Below are 24,900 nucleotides of genomic sequence, written 5' to 3'. Positions count from 1 at the left end.
GATTATGCAAAAAACATTTTTAGTGGAAATTGGTACTGAAGAGTTACCTCCAAAATCACTCCGAACATTGGCTGAAAGTTTTGCAGCTAATTTTATTGAACAACTTGATAATGCCAAATTAGAACATGGTGAAGTGCTTTGGTATGCATCGCCTCGTCGGTTAGCATTAAAAGTATTGAATTTAAATGATACACAGCCAGATAGCCAAATCGTTAAACGTGGCCCAGCGTTAAGCGCTGCATTTGATGCAAATGGCAATCCAACCAAAGCAGCCGAAGGATGGGCGCGCGGATGTGGTATTAGCATAGATCAGGCTCAGCGCATTCAAACAGATAAGGGTGAATGGCTTAGTTACACGCAAAATCAAAAAGGTCAGCCTGTCGTTAATTTATTGTGTGATATGGTAAAAAACGCATTAAGCAAATTACCCATTCCTAAACCAATGCGTTGGGCGGCTCGTCAAGTTGAATTTATTCGACCTAGTCATACTGTAACAATGCTTTATGGTGAAGATTTAGTTCCTGGCACTATTTTAGATATTGAATCTAATCGAGTAATTCGTGGTCATCGCTTTATGGGTGAGCAAGAATTTACTATTGATAACGCAGATCAATACCCAGATATTTTAGAGCAACGAGGTAACGTCATTGCGGATTATGATAAACGTAAAGCTATCATCAAACAACAAGCGCAAGACGCGGCAACCAAACTTAATGGTAAAGCTGATTTAACCGACAGTTTACTTGAGGAAGTCTCTTCTTTAGTTGAATGGCCAGTTGTATTAACAGCTAAATTTGAAGAACGCTTTCTAGCTGTACCTGCCGAATCACTAGTTTATACCATGAAAGGTGATCAAAAATACTTTCCAGTTTATGATAAGCAAGGCAAATTGCTACCAAATTTTATTTTTGTGGCAAATATTGAATCAAAAGACCCACAAGTTGTGATTTCAGGTAATGAAAAGGTGGTACGCCCTCGTTTAGCTGATGCTGAATTCTTTTATCAAACTGATTTAAAACAACGTTTAGAAGAACGTTTGCCACGTCTTGAAACTGTTCTATTTCAACAACAATTGGGAACGGTGAAGGATAAAGTATTACGTTTAGAAGCATTGTCTGGTTTTATTGCTGATAAAATTGGTACTAATGTTGAGCAAGCAAAGCGCGCTGGTAAACTGACTAAATGTGATTTAGTGACAAATACTGTCTTCGAGTTCCCTGAAACGCAAGGTATTATGGGTCGCTATTTAGCACTTAAAGATGGAGAAAGTGTTGAAGTTGCAACAGCTATTGAAGAACAATACAAACCTCGCTTTGCTGGTGATGAATTGCCAAGCACTTATGTATCATGCGCGGTCTCAATTGCCGAAAAAATGGATACGTTAGCAGGTATTTTTGGTATTGGCCAACATCCTAAGGGGGATAAAGATCCATTTGCGTTACGTCGTGCAGCTATTGGTGTCCTACGTATTATTGTTGAAAAAGCGTTACCATTAGATTTAGCCGACTTGTCAACTTATGCAGTATCACTATATGGCGATAAGTTAACTAATAAAAATGTTATCGAAGATATTGTTAGCTTTATGCAAGGTCGATTCCGTGCTTGGTACCAAGAGCAAGGTTTTACTATTGATACCATTCAAGCTGTATTAGCACTTAATCCGACGAAACCTGCCGATTTTGATGCAAGAGTTAAGGCGGTAACTCATTTTAGAACACTATCAGAAGCATCATCATTAGCGGAAGCCAATAAGCGTGTTTCTAATATTTTGTCTAAAACCGATAGCGTTATTTCTGAACATGTTAATGCTGCCCTATTGGTAGATGGTGCTGAAGGAGAATTAGCCAAACAAGTATTGATATTAACGGATAAATTAGCACCTTATTTTAACGATGGACGTTATCAAGAGGCTTTAGTTGAATTAGCAGCACTTAAAACACCGATTGATGCTTTCTTTGAAAATGTCATGGTGATGGTCGATGATGAGCAGATCAAACTTAATCGTCTAGCTCTTTTGAAAAAACTACAAAATTTATTTTTAAAAGTTGCTGATATTTCACTTTTACAATAGTATCTCTTTTGTTAATTATATTTAGTGGTAGCTTTACGGTTACCACTAATACTAATAAGGTAAGAATATAAACATGAAAACAGAAGTCTCTTTTTCCATAGTTTTTAGTCAGACCGCTAATTTTATTCGAAATCGGTTTTGGCCAATCGCGCTAATCAGTTTTTTATTAAATTTAGTCGCTTCATTACTTTTAAAAAATACTTTTGATATAGCAATTATTACTCAATTACTTCAAGCAGGTAATCCAAGCGGATTTCCACTTTTATTAAAAATGGTAATAATTAAATCAGTGTTATTTATGATAATTGATGCGATTTTAATTGCCGTAATTTATAACTACTCTATCAATGATTATCTTAATACAAATACAGTATTCTCTCGAATTCTACCCAATGCACTAAATATAATTGGTTTTCAGCTGATTTTCTTAATCATATTGCCAGTAATTTTTCTAATGGGGATATTAATATTTATGGTTTTGGGAATCATTATTCCAAAGGAGCTAACCATTTTACTATTTGCAATCGTCGCACTTGTGTTTGCTATATTTTTTAATGCACTTTACTATAATTTTTGTGGATTAATTACTCAACCAACAACTAAAAGTTTTTTCGAAAAATTTGCTGAATGTAACAGATCAACATTAACCCATTGGCGTTTTGCTCTTCCGATGATGTTAATATATTTACTTATAGTTGTAATCATTTCGCTTCTTAGTGGCGCAAACAATAATATCTTTTTATCTGTTATTTATCCAACAATAATAACAATCTTAAATGTTTTTACAATTTGTTTCTTTTATCGCTTGAATATGCTATTAATAAGTAATAAATCAACTTTTGAACCACCACAGCAAAATAACAATTTAATTATTTAAAAATAATCATTTTTTCTACCTCATTAATAAATGTTAATGGGGTAGAAAAAATTCAATTATTAACCTATTTTATTTAATTATAGTAGACATCTCACTATGACACCTGCGATTAAACTTCTTAAAAAGTTAAATATCATATTTAAAATTCACCAATATGAGCATGATCCTAACGACACACATTATGGACAAGAAGCAATAAATAAACTCGATCCTAATTTAAATGTAGTTCCTGCACAAGTGTTTAAAACATTAGTAGTGAGTTTAAATGGTAACGATAAAACGTTAGCAGTATGTGTATTACCAGTTGATAATCATTTAGATCTTAAAAAAGTAGCTAAAGCACTGAACTGCAAAAAAGTTGATTTAGCAGATCCTAATTTAGCTCAAAAAATCACAGGTTATTTAGTGGGTGGCATTAGTCCATTAGGCCAAAAAAAGCAATTACCGACACTTATTGATTCAAGTGCAGATCAACTAAAAAAAATGTTTATCTCGGGAGGAAGAAGAGGTTTAGAGATAGAACTCATCCCACAAGACTTAGCTAAAGTATTAAACGCAAAATTTGTAGAGATAAAATCTTAAGTTTGGCTTGTATCGGCTTTTATTTTCTAACAAATCGCAGTATGTAAAAAAGTAATTAGACAAGTTAAAAACCTGGTCATAAGACAACGTCTCATGACCAAAAGTACATATCTTCAATATAATAAAAATAGGAAGAAAAACAAACTTATTTGATTGCTTCTTTTAAGCTTTTACCTGATACAAATGCGGGTACTTTACTTGCGGCAATTTTGATTTCTTTACCAGTTTTTGGATTACGACCAACGCGAGCTTTTCGATCATTAACTTTGAATGTACCAAAACCAACTAGTTGCACTGGCTCACCAGCTTTTAATGATTCAGTAATAGCGGCTAATGTTGCTTCTAGAGCTGTTTTTGCAGCAACTTTTGTAATATCTGCTTTGCTAGCAATAGCATCGACAAGTTCTGTTTTATTCATGGAAATATCCTTACATAATTATTTTATTGTTAAAGTTAACATTATAAGCAATGTCGAAAGTCAACTTTGCTTCTGTAAACAACTTCAGATTACATTGCTATTAAATGTAGTCTATATTCTTCTAATGTTAAAGAAAAATTTGGTAAAAAATAAAAAAATGACGCATTTAAAAGCTTAATCGCTCAAAAAAACACCAATATTACTTATTGCAGACTCTCGAATATCAGCTTTTAAACCTTTTATTAAGTCAATCATATCGTTATTTTCATCTCGTAATATTCGAAATATTTCCCATTGAAAATCAAATTCATCGATCACGCTAGGTAAAGTTTGTTGTTCATCTTCACTTAGAACAATATTCGATTTTGTCATTTCAAATTCTGCAACGGTTGTTGCCGATATACTACTCACTTTTGCTGCGTGTTCGGTTACTTCACCGGTTAAATATGAGTGTAAAACCTCACTTAATGCCTGACATGCATCAATAGCAGGGTAAATAATATAAGGACTATCTTCGGTGATAATAGGAATAATTACTTCTAACTTTTCCAACTGTAAATCAAAATTAATTTTTACGTTCTCAACTAATAATGATTCCCACATCAGATCAAGTATCTTCTTATAACTTTTAGCATCTTCGTCATTTTGCTGCTGTTTTGCATAAAAGACAAAATTTGGATACATTCTCTCACACAAACAAAGCATAAATAAACGTTGTTGCCATAATGCTAATTTTTCGATTCTTAACTGAACTGGATTTTTAATCATGATGAAACCTTTTGGAGCGTTGATGTACAGCCTCAATTAAAGATTGTACATGTTCTACTGGAGTATCTTGATGAATACCGTGCCCTAAATTAAAAATATGACCATTATTTGTACCATATTCTTTAAGAACAGCATCAACATTAGATTCTATTGTTTGTCTATCAGCATATAAAATTGAAGGATCCAAATTACCTTGCACAGCAACTTTACCTTTTTGTCGAATATCACTCAAATTAACTGTCCAATCAACACCAATAGCATCACAGCCAGTGTTAATTATACTATCTAACCACAATCCGCCACCTTTGGTAAAAAAAGTAACAGGCACATATGAGGTAACATTCTGAGTTTTATTACCTCGTTTTAAATTTGATAATATTAATTGCATATAGTTTAGAGAAAATGTTTGATAACTTTGATGACTTAAAACGCCACCCCAAGTATCAAATATCATAATTGATTGAGCTCCTGCTTCAATTTGCGCGTTTAAATATAAAGCAACACTCGTCGCCAATTTTTCAAGTAATAGATGCAGAGCTTCGGGATGACTATAAAGCATCTTTTTTATTTTAGTAAAGGATTTACTGCTACCACCTTCAATCATATAAGTAGCTAACGTCCAAGGACTACCAGAAAAACCAATTAAAGGAACTTTTCCATTTAGCTCTTTTTTAGTCAAACGGATCGCATCCATTACATAGCCAAGAGATAACTGTGGATCGGGAATGGGTAATTTTTCAATATCAGATAATTGAGATATTGATTTAGCAAATTTGGGGCCTTCACCTACTTCAAAATATAATCCAAGTCCCATTGCATCGGGAATGGTTAATATATCCGAAAAAATAATCGCTGCATCAAGATCAAATCGACGCAAAGGTTGTAAAGTTACTTCACACGCCAATTCTGGTGTTTGACACATCGTCATAAAATCATTAGCTTTAGCTCGTAATTGTCGATATTCAGGCAGATAACGTCCAGCTTGTCGCATCATCCAAATAGGGGTGTAATCAACAGGTAAACACTGTAATGCGCGTAAATAACGATCATTTTTTAATTGACTCATATTATCTGCTCTATAAGTGGTTATTGCACTTTGTAAAAAAGTTTCAGGTTAACACTACGTTTCAGTATAAAACATTGAATTTTATTTATTACTTCCTATCTTGTGGCTGTGATAAGGAACGTTGGGCATAACGAATTAAAGTCTCAGAAATATTTTGCATTACACTACTTTCAGGTGCAAACCGATGCCAATAAAGCATTCGTCTTTGGTATAGACCTTCAGTCAGATTTACTAATTCGCCATTTTTTAATTCTTGTTCAACTTGTAACATCGGTATCATACAGCAGGCAGAGCCTTGCTTAGCAAGCTGAACAAAAGCCTCTGATGAACTAGTAATATGACAAATTACACTGCCAGGCGTTAGATTAAAGTTTTCTTGTAAAAAAGCTTGATGCATATCATCCAAGTGGTCAAACGCTACCGCAGGCGCTTTTAAAAGCGAAGATCGGGTGACACCATTAGGAAAGTATTTTTTAGCAAATTCAGGAGATGCCACAAAAATATAGTCAAGCGCCCCTAATAAATCAGATAAACAACCAGGTAATGGATTGGGTTGGATACTGATTGCCGCAACTACCGTACCTAAACGCAGTAGTTCTAAAGTATGTTCTTCATCCCTTACTTGAATATCAAAACGAAGAATATTTTTTTCCAACACTGGTTTTAAAGCAGGTAAAAGCCATGTTGCTAAAGAGTCAGCATTAATTGCAATAGATAACGACAATGGTGTCGTGTTTTGTTCATTATCACCTAACCATTGCTGTTCCAATAATTCAACTTGATGCAATAATCCTAGAAGATGCTCTCCTTGCTTGGTAGCTTTCGGTGGTATAGTTCTAACTAATAACTGTTGACCAAAAAAGCTTTCTAATTGTTTGATACGTTGCGATACGGCTGGTTGTGTGATGCACAATTTATCAGCTGCACGTTCAAATCCCCGTTCTTTTATCACTGCATCTAATGCTTGTAATGCTCTATAATCTGGACGCTTCATAATCTCTTTACTAATGATTTGATCATTGCTTGGATATTCAAGCTACTTTAATATTGAAAAAACTTTTGATATATCGAAAATTAATATATTTATTAAAATACTAATGATTTTTGCTTTCCAATTGGGTACTATGCCATATCTTTAATAATTTTTCTTTTAAAATTTTATTTTTTTAAGAAAAAGTATTCTAAAAATTGGATGATAACATGACACAAGACGAATTAAAAAAAGCTGTAGGCTGGTCAGCCTTAAAATACATCAAACCAGATTCATATGTAGGAGTCGGAACAGGTTCTACTGCATCTCATTTTATTGATGCGCTAGCGACAATCAAAGATCAAATAAAAGGCACTGTTTCAAGTTCCGAAGCATCGACACAAAAATTGAAAAGCTATGGTATTCCAGTACTAGACTGTAATGATATTGATAGTTTAGATGTATATGTTGATGGAGCTGACGAAATCAATCAACAATTACAAATGATAAAAGGTGGTGGAGCCGCTTTAACACGAGAAAAAATAGTATCAGCACTTGCTAAACAGTTTATATGTATTGTCGATGAATCAAAGGTTGTCGATGTATTAGGAAAATTTCCATTACCTATAGAAGTGATTCCGATGGCTCGTTCCTATGTTGCCCGCGAATTATTCAAACTTGGTGGTAAGCCAATATATCGACAAGGTGTAGTAACCGATAATGGCAATGTTATTTTAGATGTGCATGATCTTCTCATCACAAATCCCTTAGAATTAGAACATCGTATTAATAATATTGCAGGTGTGGTAACCGTTGGATTATTTGCCAATAGAGGGGCAGATATTGCATTAGTTGGATGTAGTACTGGTGTAAAAGAGTTAAATAAAGCTATCTAATTTTTAACAGATTATAATTTCGAATCATAGTAAATATCGATCATACTTTGAAGGAAAGAGAGGAAATAATGGTTGTTCAGGCGTTAACGAAAGATGAAAACAAGTTTTTATTACTTGAAGGTGTTCACCCTAGCGCGATTGAAACACTTAAATCGGCAGGCTTTAACAACATTGAATATCACAAAGGGGCATTATCCAAAACCGAACTTAAAACTGCATTAAAAGATGCAAGGTTTATAGGTATTCGTTCAAGGACACAGTTAACGAAAGATATCATTGATGCTGCACCTAAACTTGCTGGAATTGGTTGTTTTTGTATTGGAACCAATCAAGTTGAACTAGACGCAGCTACAGTTAAAGGTATTCCTGTTTTCAATGCACCGTTTTCTAATACTCGTTCTGTTGCTGAACTAGTCTTAGCTGAAGCTATTTTATTACTTCGTCGTGTACCAGAAGCCAATGCTAGAGCTCATCAAGGAAAATGGAATAAAATAGCCACAGGCTCTCACGAAGCACGAGGTAAAAATTTAGGTATCATTGGTTACGGTCATATTGGTAGTCAATTGAGTGTACTTGCTGAATCATTAGGTATGAATGTTTACTTTTATGATATTGAAACGAAATTACCATTAGGAAATGCCAAACAAATTTCAACTATGCAAGAATTACTTGCTATGAGTGATATTGTTAGTATGCATGTTCCTGAAAATGCAACGACAATTAAAATGATTGGCAAATCTGAAATTGATATGATGAAATCGGGTGCAATTTTAATTAATGCTTCCCGTGGCAGTGTGATCGATATTGATGCGCTTACTCAAGCTTTAGAAGCCAATAAACTTAGTGGTGCAGCAATTGATGTATTTCCAACCGAACCTGCTAGCAACAGTGATCCATTTGAATCACCACTGTGTAAATTTGATAATGTCATTATTACTCCCCATATTGGCGGTTCAACTAGCGAAGCTCAAGAAAACATTGGTATTGAAGTAGCGACAAAACTAGCTAAATACTCAGACACGGGAGCTACACTTTCTGCAGTTAATTTCCCTGAGGCTTCATTACCAATTCCAGCGAAGGGCTCTAGTCGTTTTATCAATATTCATCATAATCAACCTGGTGTATTAACGGCAATTAATACTTTATTTGCAGAACAAGGACTCAACATATCTGCGCAATATTTACAAACCGATCCTAAAATTGGTTATGTTGTTATTGATATTGATAGAGTAGAACAAAGCAAAGCCGAAGAGTTATTAATTAAATTAAAAAATGTAGAAGGTACCATTCGCGCTAGACTATTATTTTAATTTATCTTATCGATATGCTCGGATGATTATTTTTTAAAAAATTTAATGAATAAAAAATGTTAGAGCGCATATCTATAATTTCGGAAATGGCTCAAGGCTATTAAAGACTCAAAGCTTATTATTAAACCAATTTTAATAAGCTTTGATATTCATTATTAAATTTAATGTAAACTTTGATCTGTATTCTTTCTAAGATTGTTTATTTTGAGTTTTTTACTTGTCTAATGGCTTTACTTTTATAACTTTAATACCCTTTTCAATTAATGCATCATAGAATTTATCATCTAAATTATCGTCTGTAATGATGGTATCGACTGCACTTAAATCGCACACCACATTTGGACTGCGTCTTCCAAATTTTGAAGAATCCGCTAATAAGATTAATTTCGCAGCCGCTTTACTCATTGCAACACTGCCATGATAGCTTTCATTAAATGTGGTAACCCCACCAACTAAATCTACGCCATCTGCACCCATAAAAAGTTTATCAAACGTGTAGGATTCAAAAGCGGCAATGGCGGATGCATTATTGCTATGGAATGAAGCTGATTTACGACGAAATGTTCCACCCGTTAAGATAATAGTTTGGTCATTATCATTCGCAACCAGTTCATTTACCATATGTAGACTATTGGTCATAATAGTCAGATTATTGAATCTAGCAAGCATAGGGATCATTTGGGCAACTGTACTACCTGCATCAAAAATGATTGAATCACCTTCATGGATCAATTTAGAGGCTTCTTCAGCAATCGCTTTTTTTTGAGCTGTATTAATGTAAGTTTTATGATCGATGGCTCTGTCACCAATTTCACGGTTTAGCATAGCTCCACCATAAGTACGCAAAACTAAACCACTTTCATAAAGTTGTGTAAGATCTTTACGGATAGTTGTGCCAGTAGTTTTAAAGTGTTCAACTAGTTCATCAACACTAACTTGGCCATGATTTTGCAAGTATTCTAAAATAGCTGTCTGTCTTTGCCTTACCTTCATGCTTGGATCCCATCATTATTAGTGTATAAAAATTTTTATTTTATATAATTATTATACTTTATAATGAAAGAAAATACTTTTCAAAATAAAAGTTAATTTTCATTTATTGGTAGTCAAAGCGACAGTTAATGCACTTTGTGAAGATGGCTCATTAGGAAATACCTTTTCAGGTATAATATCTAAAACTGACAATCCATGTAATTGTGAGATAGGTTTGGGTATAGCAAAAACCGTAATTCCTTTCATAATAACAGAATCAATGACTATCTGGTTTTCATCTAAAGAAATTGCAATTAATACTCTGGGTTTAAAACGTTTATTTTTACTACGACCAACTCCCAAGTACATACCTTTTTTCAAGGATAAAAAAGCATGATTAAAACGGCGTATTTGAAACCAACTAAAAATAATTTGGATACACCACGCAATCAATGCCATGATAATTAGCGTATTGGTCATATTCATAATTTGTCCATTTTATATAAGTTAAATAATAAAGTGCGGTAAGTTTTAAATTAACTTATCGCACTTTTTTCTAATTAAAACATCACTTGACCACCCGTTATATTAATTGATTGTCCAGTGCAATAAGAAGCTTTATCACTAGCATAAAATAATAATACATTAAGTACATCTTGATAATCACATCCACGTTTAAGTGGGACTTTATCAATATAAACTTGCTCAACTTGATCTTCTGCAATACCTAATTTTTTAGCATATTGAGGTATTAATGATTGGAACATTGGCGATTTTAATAAATTACCTAACATTAATGAGTTCACTGTAATTCCATAATCAGCAAGATCCAGCGCCAGTGATTGAGTTAACCCAACGCCACCAAATTTAGCTGCGCTGTATCCTGAATTATGTTTACTGCCCACTTTACCTGATTTAGAGTTAATTTGAATAATTCGACCAGGGATTTTATGATTTACCATTAATTTAGCAAATTCACGTGCACATAAGAAATAACCAGTTAGGTTTACATTCACTGATAGTTGAAAATCACTTAATACGAAATTAGTAATTGGCGCAGCTTTAGCAACACCAGCGCTGTACACCATTAAATCCGCACGTTTAAAAGTATCATTAACATCATTTGCTAACTGAATAACACTCCCTTCATTTGTTGCATCAACGCCAAAACCTTTAGCAGTACCTGCACCGTGTTTTTGGTTTATCTCATCTGCAACTTTATTAGCGTTTGCGATATTTAAATCGGCAACGGCAACCTTGTATCCAGCATCAGCAATACCCTTACATAAAAATTCACCTAAAGTTTGACCACCACCTACAATAACTGCTACTTGTTTCATCTTTTATGTTCCTTAATTATTTAAAATTTTAATTTCATCACCTACAAAAAGTTTTTCAGGGATTTCACCTTTTACATGCACCGTTCCTGGTAATTCAGCTTGACTATTACCATCAAACCTTATTGTGATATGTCCTAATTGTTGGAAATTAACATTTGCTACATCACCTACTGCGGTAATGTTATAAATATGACTACCTAAATGAATCACTTGCCCGACTTGCAAATCCTGCTTTAAAACATCATGACTATGAATAAAGCAGTAATCGGCTAAATCGGCAGGTGCACCGGTTTTAAATAGAATTAGCATGCCATTGGCTAATGCTTCTGACGCAAATTCACCAATTTGATTAATGTTTGATTGATAGATAACATCTGACATTCTTAACCTTCTTATTTTCTGTACTAAAAACTCATTTCTATTGCTATTGTTAGCTTAAAACGGGATTCACAATCCCATTTTTAATCGGTTTATTGATAGATAAATAATGAAACGCCCCAAGCAATTAATACGGTTGGCGCGCCTGTTAAAAAGCGGCTAACAAGTACCGAAGGGACACCAACTCTGACGGTATCTTGTTTAGCTTCTGCCAGTGACAAACCAACCGGTATAAAGTCACATGCTGCTTGCGCATTAATGGCAAATAATGCAGGCAAAGCGAGATGAGGAGGAATATTACCCAGCCCTATTTGCACCCCGACTAAAGTACCAATAACTTGTGCAATAACTGCGCCTGGTCCTAAGAACGGTGAAAGTAAAGGGAAAGAACAGATTAGGGCTAATATAACTAGACCGAGTGGATTATTAGCTAATGGCACTAGACCATGTGCGATAAAGTCACCAAGACCAGATGCGATGATAATTCCGATTAATGCCGATACAAACGCCATAAAAGGAAGGATGGTTTTAAGTACGGTATCAATAGTATCACGACCAGCTTGGAAGAAAACGGCAACACCCGATCCCATTCCGATACCGATTTTTGCTAATAAACCATCACTTTGTTCAGTGATTTTTTTGCTGCTATCATATTCTTTGAATTCAGAAGTGGCTTTACTTGCCTGAGATGCGGCTTGGTTAACTACATCACCCTCTTTTTCAATTAATGTGATATTGTTTGGTTTTACTGATGAAACATAGATATCTTCAACAATATATTGAGCAAGAGGCCCCGATTTTCCAGTTGCATGAATATTAATCGTTGGTATACGATTTTTTGGATAAATACCACAACGCAATGTTCCTCCGCAATCAATAACAGCCACGCCAATTTCTTCTTTAGGTGGCTCACCCTCTTTAAAACCATCAATTGCTTGCCAGCCTGTTAATTGAGTGAGTGTGTCAACTATTGCAGGTCTTGTACCAGCTGCAATATAGACGATTTTTTTTCCTGCAATGATAGGTAGTTCTAAAGGCCCACCCCAACCAGATTCACCTTTTTCTATACGAATAAATTTAGCCATTTTGTGTTCCTCACCTTGTTATAAATGCACTTTTCTATCTAATTTAATGCCCATTTTTCTTTCAAAAATGGCAGTACAAAAGTCTGTGATCCAACCTCTAAAAAAGTTAGTACCTAAACCGACAAGGAAATAGCTAACCGCTAAAGGACCTAACGGTAAATTTAAAGTGGTTAAGCCAGCAGCCACCCCTAAATAAACAAAAAGTTCACCAGGGTTAACATGAGGAAATAAACCATTCATTGAATGACAACTATAAGATGAAGCGGCGTAATAACTTGGTTTGTAAAACTCTGGCATAAAGCGACCTAAACTTAATGTCATTGGGTTACAAAACACAAAAGTACCGATTAACGGTAAAATTAAATAACGAGAAACAGGATTACCAGCACAAGCTTGAGCTAAACGTTCAATACGTTCTTGCCCAATAAATTTAATAAGTGCGTTCATCACAACTAATAATGAAATTAATAATGGTAAAATCGACGTTACCATCCCTACAAAAACTTTGCCTCCTTCTTGGAATAAACCAATAAACCATTCGGCACCAAATGAAATAGCATCAATCATAATGTCTCCTATTGAGTTAAATTTCGATTGAATACTATCAACATCAAAAATAAATAACTTTTAACTAGATCACATTTTGAAATATTTTCTTTCATTGTGAAAGAAAATAATTAAAAAATAATCAAAAAAGGAAAGGATGTATGAAACGATTATTATCCATAGATTATTAAAATAGCAGCGATAGCCAACAATAGCTTATTTTGATTGGACTTTGATTACCAGTTAGCGTAATTTGTAAATACACACTCATTTTGTTTTTCAACTTAAGGAGAATATCATGGCTAAAAGTATTACCTCGTCTAAATCTAAAAAAGCAGCTAGCGCGAAGAAACTACAGCAAGCGGCAATTTTGTTTCCTACTGATTTAGGTCAAAAAGCATCAAAAGATATTTCCGGCGCAATGAACTCTGTATTAGCAGATGTATTTGCATTATATTTAAAAACTAAAAACTTTCATTGGCATGTAAGTGGCCCTCATTTTCGTGATTATCATTTAATGTTAGATGATCACGGTGACGAATTATTCGCCATGACCGATCCCATTGCTGAACGTGTGCGTAAATTAGGTGGTACAACATTGCGCTCTATTGGCCACATATCAAAATTACAAAGTATTTCTGATAATGATGCAGATTTTGTTGAGCCGTCAGATATGATTGCTGAACTCTGCCAAGATAATATTAAACTTACTACTCGTATGCGTGTTGCACATGATATTTGTGATAAATATAACGATTCGGCAACAGCAAGTTTAATTGAAGAGTGGATTGATCAAACTGAAAAACGAGCTTGGTTTTTATTTGAAACCAGTCGTAAATTGGATTCTTCAGGCCACTAAAAATTTAGTAATGTTGAGTCATTATCCCTAATAAGAGACACATTATTGTGTCTCTTTATCTTTCGATTAAGGGGAATTACAAATGAATAAAAAAATAGCCGTACTTGTTGGTAGTTTACGTAAAGATTCTTTCAATTTAAAAGTAGCTAATATATTTAAACAAATCGCACCACAATCACTTTCACTGGATATCATTGAAATAGGCGATTTGCCTTTTTATAATGAAGATATTGATACAGATACACCACCCAAATCCTATGATCGTTTTCGTCAAGAAATTGCCAATTGTAATGGTGTAATTTTTGTTACCCCAGAATATAACCGAGGTTTACCTGCGGTAATTAAAAATGCTTTGGATGTGGGCTCTCGTCCTTATGGTAAAAGCGTGTGGTCAAAAAAACCTGCTGCGGTAATTTCTGTATCACAAGGCGCTATAGGTGGCTTTGGTGCTAATCATCAATTACGACAATCATTAGTTTTTCTTGATATGCCAACATTACAGCAACCTGAAGCATATATCGGTAATATTAATAACGCTTTTGATGAAAATGGGAATATGAACGAGAAAACCAAAGAGTTTCTTTCCATTATTATCAACAGTTATGCACATTGGGTTGAAAAGTTAAGTTAATTATGTTTTATTGAGTACCCACAGTTCTGATTAACTGTGGGTTTATTTTGCAATTGATAAAGTTTCTAAATGACAACAATATTTTTTCCAACCAATCAACAACAATTATTAAACCGCGCCCAATTAGTTGCGGGGTATACGTTTGGTGAAATAGCACATTACCTTGATATACCAGTACCGAATAATCTTAACAAGCAAAAAGGCTGGGCAGGTAATCTTATTGAGACCTTTTTAGGTGCTAATGCTGGAAGTAAAGCTGAACGCGATTTTGCTAATTTAGGCATAGAACTCAAAACGATTCCAATCGACAAGCAAGGTAAACCATTAGAAACCACCTTTGTTAGTGTTGCTCCTTTAATGGCCAATCATGGAGTGATTTGGGAAACAAGTCATGTCAAATATAAACTAAGTAAAGTGCTTTGGATCCCAATTGAAGGGGAAAGAACCATCCCTCTTGCAGATAGAAAAGTAGGACACCCTATATTATGGACGCCAACGAATGAACAAGAACAACAGCTTAGGCAAGATTGGCAAGAATTGATGGATATGATTGCACTAGGTCAAGTGGAAAAAATAACTGCTCGCTATGGTACTTATTTACAAATCAGACCTAAAGCGGCAAATGGAAAAGCATTGACTGAAGCTATTGGTGAAAATGGACAAATTATTCTAACCCGTCCAAGAGGTTTCTATCTTAAAAAATCATTTACTTTACAGATATTACAAAACTCAACTCATTCTGTTATTCAAAAATAACAATAATTCAATTTCCCTTCCCTAAACTTTCAAATTTTTAACATTACAAATTACTACTTTTTTATATCACATTAAAAGATATTTCTTTTATTTTGCAATAAAATCAAACCTGAATCACATTTCTTCACATTTGTGATTTACTTCGATTATTTGTGAATATAAATTCATCTAAACATTTGTGAAGCAACAAGAGAATTTGTGAAAGAGGTGAGATATGAACTTTATATTAGCTGGCCATGGAAACATTGCTATTGAAATGAAGAAGACTATTGAAATGATAGCTGGAGAATATACAAACCTACATGCGATTACTTTTCAATTAGGTGAGGGTATTGAGACTTTAAAAGATAAATATCTAAAAATCATTAGTCAATCAACTGAGCAACCATTCATTATTATTACTGATATCTTTTCCGGTAGCCCCTATAACGCAGCGGCAATGTTAGCAATGCAAAATGGCAATATTGAAGTCATCAGTGGCTTATCTTTACCACTTTGTTTAGCGTTATTACATATTGATTACTCCTCGATCAGCTTAGAAGAAACGTTTGAACAACTTAACGACATGAAAGCTGATTTCATCAAATCTTTCAGTCAACTATCCAAAAACATCGCTAAACATGAGGAGTTTTAAATGATTATAAATTTAGTTCGTATTGATGACCGTTTAATACATGGTCAAGTCACGACTGTTTGGACCAAAGAAGCCAAAGCAGAAAGAATAATTGTTGTTAGTGATGAAGTGGCTAATGACGAAATTCGTTCCACTTTAGTTAAACAAGCGGCTCCTCCTGGAATTAAAGTTTCTGTAGTGAGTATTGCTAAAGCGGCGGCAGTTTATAAAAACCCAAAATATGAAAATGATACGGTGTTTTATCTTTTTACTAACCCAACGGATGTCATGCGATTGATTAAAGAAGGAGTGCCAATTAAAAGTATCAATATTGGCGGTATGTCTTTCAAAACTGGCAAAAAGCAGATTACAAAAGCTGTTTCATTAGATGAAAACGACGTATCAGCATTTAGAAAAATGCATGAGATGGGCGTTGATCTGTCTCTGAAAGTGGTCATTACCGATCCGACAGTCGATTTTATCAAATTGCTTGACCAAGAATTTCCATATTAACAACCATCATTAGCAATAAATAAGGAGGTAGAAAATGGAAATTTCATTATTTCAAATTGTATTAATTTTTATTTTTTCTTGTATCACAGGAATGGGAAGTGTACTTGATGAGTTTCAAACTCATCGACCATTAATTGCTTGTACCGTAATAGGTTTAATTTTAGGTGATATAAAAACAGGTATTATTTTGGGAGGTACACTTGAATTGATAGCATTAGGTTGGATGAATATTGGAGCCGCTCAATCACCCGATTCAGCACTCGCTAGTGTCATATCAGCAATTTTAGTTGTCGTTGGTAAACAAGATATTCAAACCGGAATTGCAATCGCCCTACCCGTTGCGGCCGCTGGGCAAGTTTTAACGGTATTTGCAAGAACCATCACTGTTGCCTTTCAACATGAAGCGGATAAAGCCGCTGAAAAAGTTCAATTCCAAAAAATAGAGTTTTTACATTTCAGCGCCCTTTTTGTACAAGCATTGCGAGTTGCAATACCTGCAACTTTAGTTGCTATTTATGTTGATGCAAATACCGTCAAGAGCTTATTAAATCTATTACCAGATATTGTGACGGGAGGTCTTGCTGTAGCCGGTGGTTTTATTGTTGTGGTTGGTTATGCAATGGTCTTGAACATGATGATGGTTAAATATCTGGCACCTTTCTTCTATTTAGGGTTTGTTCTTGGTGGGTATTTGAATTTTAGTTTACTGTCATTTGGCATTTTAGGCGTCATTTTTGCCATTATTTATGTTCAATTAAATTCTAAATTTAATACAACTAAAAGTAATGAAAAAAATATTAATGTCGTGACTAATAACCATTCAATCATTGCTGATGATGAATTAGATGATTAATAAGTAAAGGGTTTTATTATGAAAGAAGAGTTAAATACTATACAAAAGAAAGATATTGTCAGTACATTTATTCGATCTAATTTTCAACAAGCATCTTTCAATTATGAACGAATTCATGCCTTAGCTTTTTGTGTCGATATGATTCCGACAATCAAACGAGTATACAAAACAGAAGAAGAGCAACGAGAAGCATTAAAAAGACATCTAACATTCTTCAATACAACGCCTGCAATGTGTGGACCTGTTCTTGGCGTCACTATGGCAATGGAAGAAGCCAGAGCAAATGGTGCTGATATTTCTGATGGCACTATTAACAGTTTGAAAGTTGGTCTTATGGGACCTTTAGCTGGTGTGGGAGATCCATTAGTTTGGGGTACATTGCGCCCTATTACCGCAGCTCTTGGTGCGTCATTAGCACTTACGGGAAATATCGCTGGTCCATTATTGTTTTTTATTCTCTTTAATTTAATTCGAATTGCGATGAAATGGTATGGCTTAACCTATGGGTTATCAAAAGGAATCGGAATTGTTAAAGATCTATCTGGTAATATTCTCCCAAAATTAACTGAAGGTGCGTCTATTTTAGGGTTATTCATAATGGGCGTATTAGTCACTAAATGGACCTCGATTAATGTCCCACTTATTGTGTCACAAACTACCGGCATTAATGGTGAAGAGGTCATTATGACAGTTCAAGGCATTCTTAACGATCTGGTACCAGGATTACTCCCTTTAGCATTAACACTGTTAATGATGAAATTATTGAGAAAAAAAGTTAGTCCAATAACTTTAATCTTTGCATTATTTGCGGTAGGCATTATTGGCTATGGTTTAGGTATTCTTGGTTAAAACGATAGATTCAAAATAAAAACTTAACCGCCCCAAATTAATCAACAGGTTCAAAGTCATTACATAATAATCTAATAAAACAGATTGTTACCTAGAAATACAGATACTTTGAACCTTTTTAGCTAAGCAAATTTAATCAATTTTAAAAATAAGAGGAATATATGAAAACTTATGCAGTTAGGCTATATGGAAAAAATGATTTGCGATTGGAGTCATTGGAACTTCCAAAAATTACTGATGATGAAATTCTAGTGACAGTCATTGTTGATAGTATGTGTATGTCTTCATTAAAATTAGCCAATCAAGGTGAACATCATAAAAAGACGCCACCTGATTTAAAAAATAATCCCATCATTATTGGCCATGAATGTTGTGGTGAAATTATAGAGGTTGGAAAAAAATGGCAGCATAAATTTAAGCCCGGGCAAAAGTATGTTGTTCAAGCCAATTTGCAACTGACGGATAGTCCATATTGCGTAGGATACTCCTATCCTTATACTGGTGGTTGCGCAACTTACATGATAATCAACCATGATGTATTAAAACAAGACTGTTTGATTCCTTATAATGGACAAACTTATTTCGAAGGTGCATTAATTGAACCTTTATCATGTATTATTGGTGCATTCAATGCTAACTTTCATTTAAAACCGAATAGTTATGAACATAACATGGGTATAAAACCTAATGGTAATCTGATTATTTTAGGTGGTACTGGTCCGATGGGAATGTTGGCAATAGATTATGCATTAGGTGGTCCTATTGCACCGAAAAAGATTGTCGTAACAGGTCGCAGTAAAGAAAAAATAGAACACTTAAAAACCCTTTACCAATCTCGCAATGGTATTGAATTAGAATTTGTGGATATCTCTACGACCGATGATCAAGTCGCCCTATTGAAAAATAAATCAACAACTGGCTCTTTCGATGATGTTTTTGTATTTTTACCTTCGCAAGAGTTAGTTCAACTCGCATCTCAGTTATTGGCAAGTGATGGTTGCCTTAACTTTTTTGCAGGCCCACAAGATAAAAACTTTTCTGCTGAAATTAACTTCTACGATGTCCATTATAATTTTACCCATATCGTTGGTACTTCAGGTGGTAATACCAATGACATGCGCGAAGCAGTTAAACTTATCGAATCAGGCTCTGTTGATGTGGCAAAAATCGTATCGCACATTATGGGTATTGATCAAGCGAGTAAAATTACCCAAATACAAGACCAGATTAAAGGAGGAAAAAAACTAGTTTATATTCACAAAAAGTTTGATCTTAAAAATTTAGAATCCTTAAATCAAGATGTGAATGATGTAGCTTTACAGAAGATATTATCTAAAAATCATGGCATTTGGTCAAAAGAAGCCGAAGATTATGTTTTAAAATATTTTCCTAATATCGATTCTTAATTTTTTGGTATACTCTACTCACTTCAAGTTGTCATACAAAAATGACTTCTTGATGTGAATAAAAATACAGAGTTTTTTAATAACTAAAAATAATAAGATAACGCTACTATGATTAATCAAAATTTTCAAAACAACGAGTTTGAACAACACAAAATATTAATTAAGATCGCTCAGTTGTATTATGAAGAAAATAAAACTCAATCAGAAATAGCAAAAATAGTAAATATACATCGTTCAAGCATTAGTCGAATGTTAAAAACAATACGCGAGCTAGGTATTGTTTCGATTTCAATTAATTATAATTTATTACCCGATATTGCGTTAGAAGAAAAAATTTGTAATAAATATCAATTAAAACAAGTTATTGTCGTACCAGTTAACCTTGATATAGACAATGAAAGTAAAAATCAGATTGTTTGTAATGTCGCTTCAACTGTTCTACTCAAAAATATTACTGATAATGATGTGATTGGTGTGTCTTGGGGGCGAACGATCAATTATATTGTTAATAGCTTAAAAAATGATAATGCTACATTCGAAAACGTTACTATCGTACCAATGATTGGCGGCCCTTCTGGCAAGATCGAAACAAAATACCATGTAAATAATATAGCTTATAAACTTTCGGATAAACTTAAAAGTAACGCGATATTAATTGACTATCCTGCTATCGTCGATACCGCTAATTTAAAAACTGAAATTGAAAAAACTCTGCATATGAAAGAACTCAATAATTGGTGGAGTAAAATTACCGTTGCTTTATTTAGTATAGGCTGTCCTGCAATATCCAAAAACTCCATTTGGTATGGTTTTTATGGTGAACTTTTTCAAAAAATTACCAACAAAAAAATTGTTGGGGATATTTTGTCACGATTTTATGATAAAAACGGTAAGGAATTACAAACGCCTTTTCATGATCAAATCATTGGTGTTACCTTAGACAACCTCAAAAAAATCCCTTTAAAAATATGTGCAAGCGGTGATGCGGAGAAACTCAAAAGTTTGATTGCTGCATTAAATGCAAATTATATCGATATACTAGTCATTAGCGATGAAATGGCCAATCAATTAGCTAATTAATCATTAAATAAACTGATATATAAGTAATACACATTAAAATAAAACTTCATTTCAATTTTTTATAAACGATTTTTCTTTTTTGTGATTCTATTAACAGATTCTTTGACAGTTAACCTAGATAATCATTTGTATATTTACTATTTCATCTTTTTACTTTTCATTAAGGAAAAATTATGTGTCGATTAATTATAAAAAATGGATTATCTATTGGTCTATTCTCCCTTACGGCTAGTTTTGGTGTTTTGGCATCGCCTTCATTTTCCCCTGTTACTTTAGAAAAATTAAATATTCCTAATAAACAATGTAATGTCATAGACTATGGAGCTGAAGCAACAGGTATTTGGTATGATACAAAAGCATTTCAAGATGCTATCGACGATTGTGCTCAAAAAGGCGGAGGTAAAGTTATTGTTCCTGCGGGTTATTACTTATCAGAACCACTTTTTTTAAAAAGTAATATTGAATTCCATTTAGAAAAAGGTGCTGTTTTACAAGCTTCCGCTGAAGAAAGTGCTTATCATCCCACAGAAGAACAACAAAAATGGTCGGGATCATCTAAATTATGGCCACTAGCAGATAAATGGATTGCATTTATTAATGTTGCAGAAGAAAAAAATATAGCTATCACTGGCGAAGGTATTATTGATGGGCAAGGTTCGACTCTTTTAGAAAAGTATCGCGCTACAACTCGTAAAGCTGGCAAAAAAGGACCAACTAATCGCCCTCGTCTTCTTTTTTTTAAAGACTCTAGTAATATCTTAGTTGAGGATGTCACCATACAAAATTCACCAAGTTTCCATGTGGTTTTTAATAATGTGGAAGATATTACTATTAACAAAACAACCATATCCGCTCCAGCTTGGTGGCAAAATACTGATGCAATTGATCCTATGAATAGTCGAAGAGTCAGCATAACCAAAAATAATATTAGTGTTGGCGATGATCACGTTGCAATAAAATCAACAATAAGCAACCTTAGCCATGATTTTTATATTGCTGAAAATAACTTTATGCTTGGGCGAGGATTATCTATTGGCTCAGAAACGAACGGCGGTGTGAGCAATCTACTTGCTGAAAATAATACCTTCACCGATGCAATGTATGGTATTCGAATAAAATCTCCTCGAGGTAAAGGTGGAGAAGTCAAAGATATTCAATACAACAACACCACAATGATAAATGTAAAAACACCCATTGTACTTTCAGCTTATTATAAAGGAGGGCCTACAACTAAAGATGCGAGAATTAAAGCATTGCAAGAAGGGGAATTTGCTGGTGGATTTATGTTAGGCGATCAAATCTATCCTGCTGATAATGAACAACCGAAAGAGTATAAAGAAAACGAAACACCATACTTTAATAACATAAGCTTTAATAATCTTACTGTAAAAGGTAAAAGCAATTATGCTGGTTTTATTATTGGAACTCCTGAAAAACCATTTGATAATATTAAATTTTCAAATATCAATATTGAATCTGAAAGTGGTTTTAAAATTCGTAATGCATCGGTAGAGTTTAGTAAAACGGTAATTAAAGTAGAAAAAGGATCTGATATTATTAAAGAAAAAGGTAGCCAAATAACTAACCAATAATAATATTGGTGTATTGATTTTGATTTAACTAATAAAGAGCTAACAAAAGATATCGTTACCGATTTTGATAAAATGTCAAATCGACAATCAAAACTGGTAACGATTATTTCTTCTATTTTGAATTATTTTTACAAATAAATGTTAATAAACTCAAGTAAGAGTTATCAAAAAAAGTAAATCAATTGGGATGTTTGCTGGCAATCATTAAGATCATATCACTGTCTGAAATAACTTTGATTTAAAAAGTATGGCTATAATATCTTTTTCAATTTCTACCCATTTTATAACCCATTTATCATATTTAAAACTTATTGAAATGATATAGACTCCTGAATTATTTTTACAGATAAACATTAATAAACTCAAGTAAGAGTTATCTAAAAAAGCAAATCAATTGTTACTAGCAATCGTTAAGATCATATCACTGTCTGAAATAACTTTGATTTAAAAAGTATGGCTATAATATCTTTTTCAATTTCTACTTATCTTATAACCCATTTCTCATATTCAAAAATTACTGAAATGATATAGACTTATGAATTATTTTTACAAATAAACATCAATAAACTCAATTAAGAGTTATCTAAAAAAGACAATCAATAAAATATTTGCTGACAACAATGGGGATAATGTCACTGCCTGAAATAACTTTAATTTAAAAAGTATAGTTATACTATCTTTTTCAATTTCTACCCATCTTATAACCCATTTATCATATTCAAAACTTATTGAAATGATATAGACTCCTGAATTATTTTTACAAATAAACATCAATAAACTCAATTAAGAGTTATCTAAAAAAGACAATCAATAAAATATTTGCTGACAACAATGGGGATAATGTCACTGCCTGAAATAACTTTGATTTAAAAAGTATGGCTATAATATCTTTTTCAATTTCTACTTATCTTATAACCCATTTATCATATTTAAAACTTATTGAAATGATATAGACTCCTGAATTATTTTTACAAAAACTTCAATAAACAAAAATAATTATTATCTAAAAAAGGTCAATTGATAATCTTTAATTAAGATAACTATTTGCTTCTAATTGATTATTTATCTGTTACATTTGCTAATTTGTGATCCAAAACACAAAATGAAATATCGTTTCATTTATAATGATCCTCAATTTTATTATTATGTTTTGGAGTGGAAACATGGATCTTTTTCTAAATATATTTGGTCAGCCAGCTATCATTATTGCATTAGTAGCTTTTATCGGTCTGGTATTACAGAGAGCCAAAATTTCTAAAATTATTACTGGAACACTACTTTCGTTTATTGGTTTTGTATTAATCAAGACTGGCGGAAAAATCTTAGGTGGTGTGTTAATTATGTTTAGTAACATGTTTACTCACGCGTTTGGAATGCATGGCGTAGTACCAAGTAATGAAGCCATTACCGCATTGACAATGGAATCACTTGGCACGAGCGCTGCTTTTATCCTCTTTTTTGCGATGATCATTAATCTGCTATTAGCAAGATTTACTCGCTTTAAATCGATTTATTTATCACTGCATTTAGTGCTATTTATGGCATTTTCGTTCACTGCCGTATTACAAGGTATGGGCTATAATGGCTATATAATTGTTGCTACTGGCGCAATTATTATTGGGCTTTATATGGCGATATTTCCAACTTTACTCTCTAAATTCAGCCGTAACATAATAGGCAACAATGATTATTGTATTGCTCATGCAGGGACTATTTCATATTTGATAGGTTCTTATTTAGGTTCATTGTTAGGAAATAAAAAAAATGATATTGAAAATATCAAAATAAACGATCGTTTTAGTTTTTTAAGACAGTCTGATGTGGCGACTTTTATTACCATGTTTGTCTTACTATGTTTATCTGGTGCGTTTTCTTCTGCTGATTATTTAAAAGATATTCTTAAAAATAACACGTTCATTATTTTTGCACTAGAACAATCAGCTATTTTTGCTGGCGGTTTATATATTGCTAAAAAAGGAGTAGCCATTTTTACTGAAGAAATTATTCCAGCTTTTAAAGGATTTGCTCAAGTTGTCGCACCCGGTTGTGTACCTGCAGTCGACCCTATGGTGTTATTTGATAAAGCACCAAATTGTGTATTGGTTGGTTTCATTGTGAGTTTCTTTACTGAAATAGCCTGCGTTGTTGTTTTCCCTTTTGTTGGCTTACCAATTATTATTCCAGGAATTATGGCAAGCTTTATCACAGGTGGAACCGCGGCTATTTTTGGTAATTCAACTGGCGGAGCGCGAGGTGCAATAATTGCTGCTTTTATTAATGGGTTATTGTTATGTATATTACCTGCCCTAGCGTTACCTCTTTTTGCATTTCTAGGTGTGGAAGGTGTTACATTTGCCGATCCTGACTTTACCAGTTTGTCGTTGATCACCGAATTTGTAGTGAAATTGTTTAATTAGTATTAAAAGCACTTTCGCTTTTATCAAGTTAAGCGTGAATGATTTGTTAAAA

Annotated in this window: 26 protein-coding genes; 16 read left to right on the top strand and 10 right to left on the bottom strand. The window is 33.5% G+C overall.

Annotated elements, in window-relative coordinates; all coding sequences use genetic code 11:
- Window position 1 precedes the first annotated feature (1 nt).
- The 3 genes from glyS (at window position 2) to ybaK (ending at window position 3,530) form a co-directional block, all read left to right on the top strand.
- Window positions 2-2,071 carry a glycine--tRNA ligase subunit beta gene (gene glyS / locus GAPWK_RS01645; protein ID WP_025314557.1) on the top strand — a complete coding sequence of 690 codons (2,070 nt, stop codon included), beginning with the start codon at window positions 2-4 and terminating at the stop codon, window positions 2,069-2,071.
- 73 nt (window positions 2,072-2,144) lie between these two features.
- On the top strand, window positions 2,145-2,948 hold the full coding sequence (locus GAPWK_RS01640; protein WP_025314556.1) for a hypothetical protein: 804 nt from the start codon (window positions 2,145-2,147) through the stop codon (window positions 2,946-2,948).
- 96 nt (window positions 2,949-3,044) lie between these two features.
- The gene (gene ybaK / locus GAPWK_RS01635) at window positions 3,045-3,530 is read left to right on the top strand and encodes a Cys-tRNA(Pro) deacylase (protein ID WP_025314555.1); all 486 of its coding nucleotides are present in this window, start codon (window positions 3,045-3,047) and stop codon (window positions 3,528-3,530) included.
- Between the two features lie 145 nt (window positions 3,531-3,675).
- On the opposite strand, the gene GAPWK_RS01630 is transcribed toward ybaK, so the two are convergent.
- From GAPWK_RS01630 to GAPWK_RS01610, 4 genes are all read right to left on the bottom strand, one after another.
- On the bottom strand, window positions 3,676-3,948 hold the full coding sequence (locus GAPWK_RS01630) for an HU family DNA-binding protein (protein WP_025314554.1): 273 nt from the start codon (window positions 3,946-3,948) through the stop codon (window positions 3,676-3,678).
- Window positions 3,949-4,122: 174 nt separating this feature from the next.
- Window positions 4,123-4,716 (bottom strand): YjaG family protein, encoded by a 594-nt coding sequence (locus GAPWK_RS01620; protein ID WP_025314552.1) that lies wholly within the window; start codon window positions 4,714-4,716, stop codon window positions 4,123-4,125.
- Window positions 4,709-5,782, bottom strand: coding sequence for a uroporphyrinogen decarboxylase (gene hemE / locus GAPWK_RS01615; RefSeq protein ID WP_025314551.1), 1,074 nt, complete (start codon window positions 5,780-5,782; stop codon window positions 4,709-4,711). Before hemE ends, GAPWK_RS01620 begins: the two co-directional genes overlap by 8 nt.
- Window positions 5,783-5,870: 88 nt before the next feature.
- On the bottom strand, window positions 5,871-6,776 hold the full coding sequence (locus GAPWK_RS01610; protein WP_025314550.1) for a LysR family transcriptional regulator ArgP: 906 nt from the start codon (window positions 6,774-6,776) through the stop codon (window positions 5,871-5,873).
- Between the two features lie 206 nt (window positions 6,777-6,982).
- Here GAPWK_RS01610 and rpiA point away from each other — a divergent pair, with 206 nt between their 5' ends.
- Window positions 6,983-7,648 carry a ribose-5-phosphate isomerase RpiA gene (gene rpiA / locus GAPWK_RS01605; RefSeq protein ID WP_025314549.1) on the top strand — a complete coding sequence of 222 codons (666 nt, stop codon included), beginning with the start codon at window positions 6,983-6,985 and terminating at the stop codon, window positions 7,646-7,648.
- A 68-nt stretch (window positions 7,649-7,716) separates the two neighbouring features.
- On the top strand, window positions 7,717-8,958 hold the full coding sequence (serA, locus tag GAPWK_RS01600; protein WP_025314548.1) for a phosphoglycerate dehydrogenase: 1,242 nt from the start codon (window positions 7,717-7,719) through the stop codon (window positions 8,956-8,958).
- Between the two features lie 213 nt (window positions 8,959-9,171).
- On the opposite strand, the gene srlR is transcribed toward serA, so the two are convergent.
- The 6 genes from srlR to srlA form a co-directional block, all read right to left on the bottom strand.
- The gene (gene srlR, locus GAPWK_RS01595; RefSeq protein WP_025314547.1) at window positions 9,172-9,951 is read right to left on the bottom strand and encodes a glucitol operon DNA-binding transcriptional repressor SrlR; all 780 of its coding nucleotides are present in this window, start codon (window positions 9,949-9,951) and stop codon (window positions 9,172-9,174) included.
- 99 nt (window positions 9,952-10,050) lie between these two features.
- Complete coding sequence (locus GAPWK_RS01590; protein WP_025314546.1) at window positions 10,051-10,416, bottom strand: transcriptional regulator GutM; 366 nt, start codon at window positions 10,414-10,416, stop codon at window positions 10,051-10,053.
- A gap of 74 nt (window positions 10,417-10,490) precedes the next feature.
- Window positions 10,491-11,270: a sorbitol-6-phosphate dehydrogenase gene (gene srlD, locus GAPWK_RS01585; RefSeq protein ID WP_025314545.1), complete on the bottom strand. Its 780-nt coding sequence runs from the start codon at window positions 11,268-11,270 to the stop codon at window positions 10,491-10,493.
- Window positions 11,271-11,282: 12 nt separating this feature from the next.
- Window positions 11,283-11,651 (bottom strand): PTS glucitol/sorbitol transporter subunit IIA, encoded by a 369-nt coding sequence (locus tag GAPWK_RS01580; protein ID WP_025314544.1) that lies wholly within the window; start codon window positions 11,649-11,651, stop codon window positions 11,283-11,285.
- Between the two features lie 89 nt (window positions 11,652-11,740).
- Window positions 11,741-12,733 carry a PTS glucitol/sorbitol transporter subunit IIB gene (gene srlE, locus GAPWK_RS01575; RefSeq protein WP_025314543.1) on the bottom strand — a complete coding sequence of 331 codons (993 nt, stop codon included), beginning with the start codon at window positions 12,731-12,733 and terminating at the stop codon, window positions 11,741-11,743.
- Window positions 12,734-12,751: 18 nt separating this feature from the next.
- Complete coding sequence (srlA, locus tag GAPWK_RS01570; RefSeq protein WP_025314542.1) at window positions 12,752-13,300, bottom strand: PTS glucitol/sorbitol transporter subunit IIC; 549 nt, start codon at window positions 13,298-13,300, stop codon at window positions 12,752-12,754.
- Between the two features lie 277 nt (window positions 13,301-13,577).
- On the opposite strand from srlA, the gene GAPWK_RS01565 reads away from it, so the two are divergent.
- The 11 genes from GAPWK_RS01565 to GAPWK_RS01515 all read left to right on the top strand — a co-directional run bounded on the left by GAPWK_RS01565 (window position 13,578) and on the right by GAPWK_RS01515 (window position 24,848).
- Window positions 13,578-14,138, top strand: a complete 561-nt coding sequence (locus GAPWK_RS01565; protein WP_025314541.1) for a Dps family protein — start codon at window positions 13,578-13,580, stop codon at window positions 14,136-14,138.
- An 82-nt stretch (window positions 14,139-14,220) separates the two neighbouring features.
- The gene (locus GAPWK_RS01560; RefSeq protein ID WP_025314540.1) at window positions 14,221-14,769 is read left to right on the top strand and encodes an NADPH-dependent FMN reductase; all 549 of its coding nucleotides are present in this window, start codon (window positions 14,221-14,223) and stop codon (window positions 14,767-14,769) included.
- A gap of 69 nt (window positions 14,770-14,838) precedes the next feature.
- Window positions 14,839-15,525, top strand: a complete 687-nt coding sequence (gene mutH / locus GAPWK_RS01555) for a DNA mismatch repair endonuclease MutH (protein ID WP_025314539.1) — start codon at window positions 14,839-14,841, stop codon at window positions 15,523-15,525.
- 214 nt (window positions 15,526-15,739) lie between these two features.
- The gene (locus GAPWK_RS01550) at window positions 15,740-16,159 is read left to right on the top strand and encodes a PTS sugar transporter subunit IIA (RefSeq protein WP_025314538.1); all 420 of its coding nucleotides are present in this window, start codon (window positions 15,740-15,742) and stop codon (window positions 16,157-16,159) included.
- Window positions 16,160-16,651, top strand: a complete 492-nt coding sequence (locus tag GAPWK_RS01545; protein WP_025314537.1) for a PTS system mannose/fructose/N-acetylgalactosamine-transporter subunit IIB — start codon at window positions 16,160-16,162, stop codon at window positions 16,649-16,651.
- 34 nt (window positions 16,652-16,685) lie between these two features.
- On the top strand, window positions 16,686-17,504 hold the full coding sequence (locus GAPWK_RS01540; RefSeq protein WP_025314536.1) for a PTS mannose/fructose/sorbose transporter subunit IIC: 819 nt from the start codon (window positions 16,686-16,688) through the stop codon (window positions 17,502-17,504).
- Between the two features lie 18 nt (window positions 17,505-17,522).
- Window positions 17,523-18,353: a mannose/fructose/sorbose PTS transporter subunit IID gene (locus GAPWK_RS01535; RefSeq protein ID WP_025314535.1), complete on the top strand. Its 831-nt coding sequence runs from the start codon at window positions 17,523-17,525 to the stop codon at window positions 18,351-18,353.
- A gap of 161 nt (window positions 18,354-18,514) precedes the next feature.
- Window positions 18,515-19,759, top strand: a complete 1,245-nt coding sequence (locus GAPWK_RS01530; protein WP_025314534.1) for a zinc-binding dehydrogenase — start codon at window positions 18,515-18,517, stop codon at window positions 19,757-19,759.
- A gap of 108 nt (window positions 19,760-19,867) precedes the next feature.
- On the top strand, window positions 19,868-20,839 hold the full coding sequence (locus tag GAPWK_RS01525) for a sugar-binding transcriptional regulator (protein WP_051516217.1): 972 nt from the start codon (window positions 19,868-19,870) through the stop codon (window positions 20,837-20,839).
- 173 nt (window positions 20,840-21,012) lie between these two features.
- Window positions 21,013-22,431 (top strand): glycoside hydrolase family 28 protein, encoded by a 1,419-nt coding sequence (locus tag GAPWK_RS01520; RefSeq protein ID WP_051516216.1) that lies wholly within the window; start codon window positions 21,013-21,015, stop codon window positions 22,429-22,431.
- 1,163 nt (window positions 22,432-23,594) lie between these two features.
- Window positions 23,595-24,848 (top strand): PTS ascorbate transporter subunit IIC, encoded by a 1,254-nt coding sequence (locus tag GAPWK_RS01515; RefSeq protein ID WP_025314532.1) that lies wholly within the window; start codon window positions 23,595-23,597, stop codon window positions 24,846-24,848.
- Window positions 24,849-24,900: the final 52 nt, after the last annotated feature.

Origin of the sequence: Gilliamella apicola (genome assembly GCF_000599985.1) — a bacterium.
Classification (GTDB): Bacteria; Pseudomonadota; Gammaproteobacteria; order Enterobacterales; family Orbaceae; genus Gilliamella; species Gilliamella apicola.
This window is presented reverse-complemented; position numbering and strand designations above follow the sequence as displayed.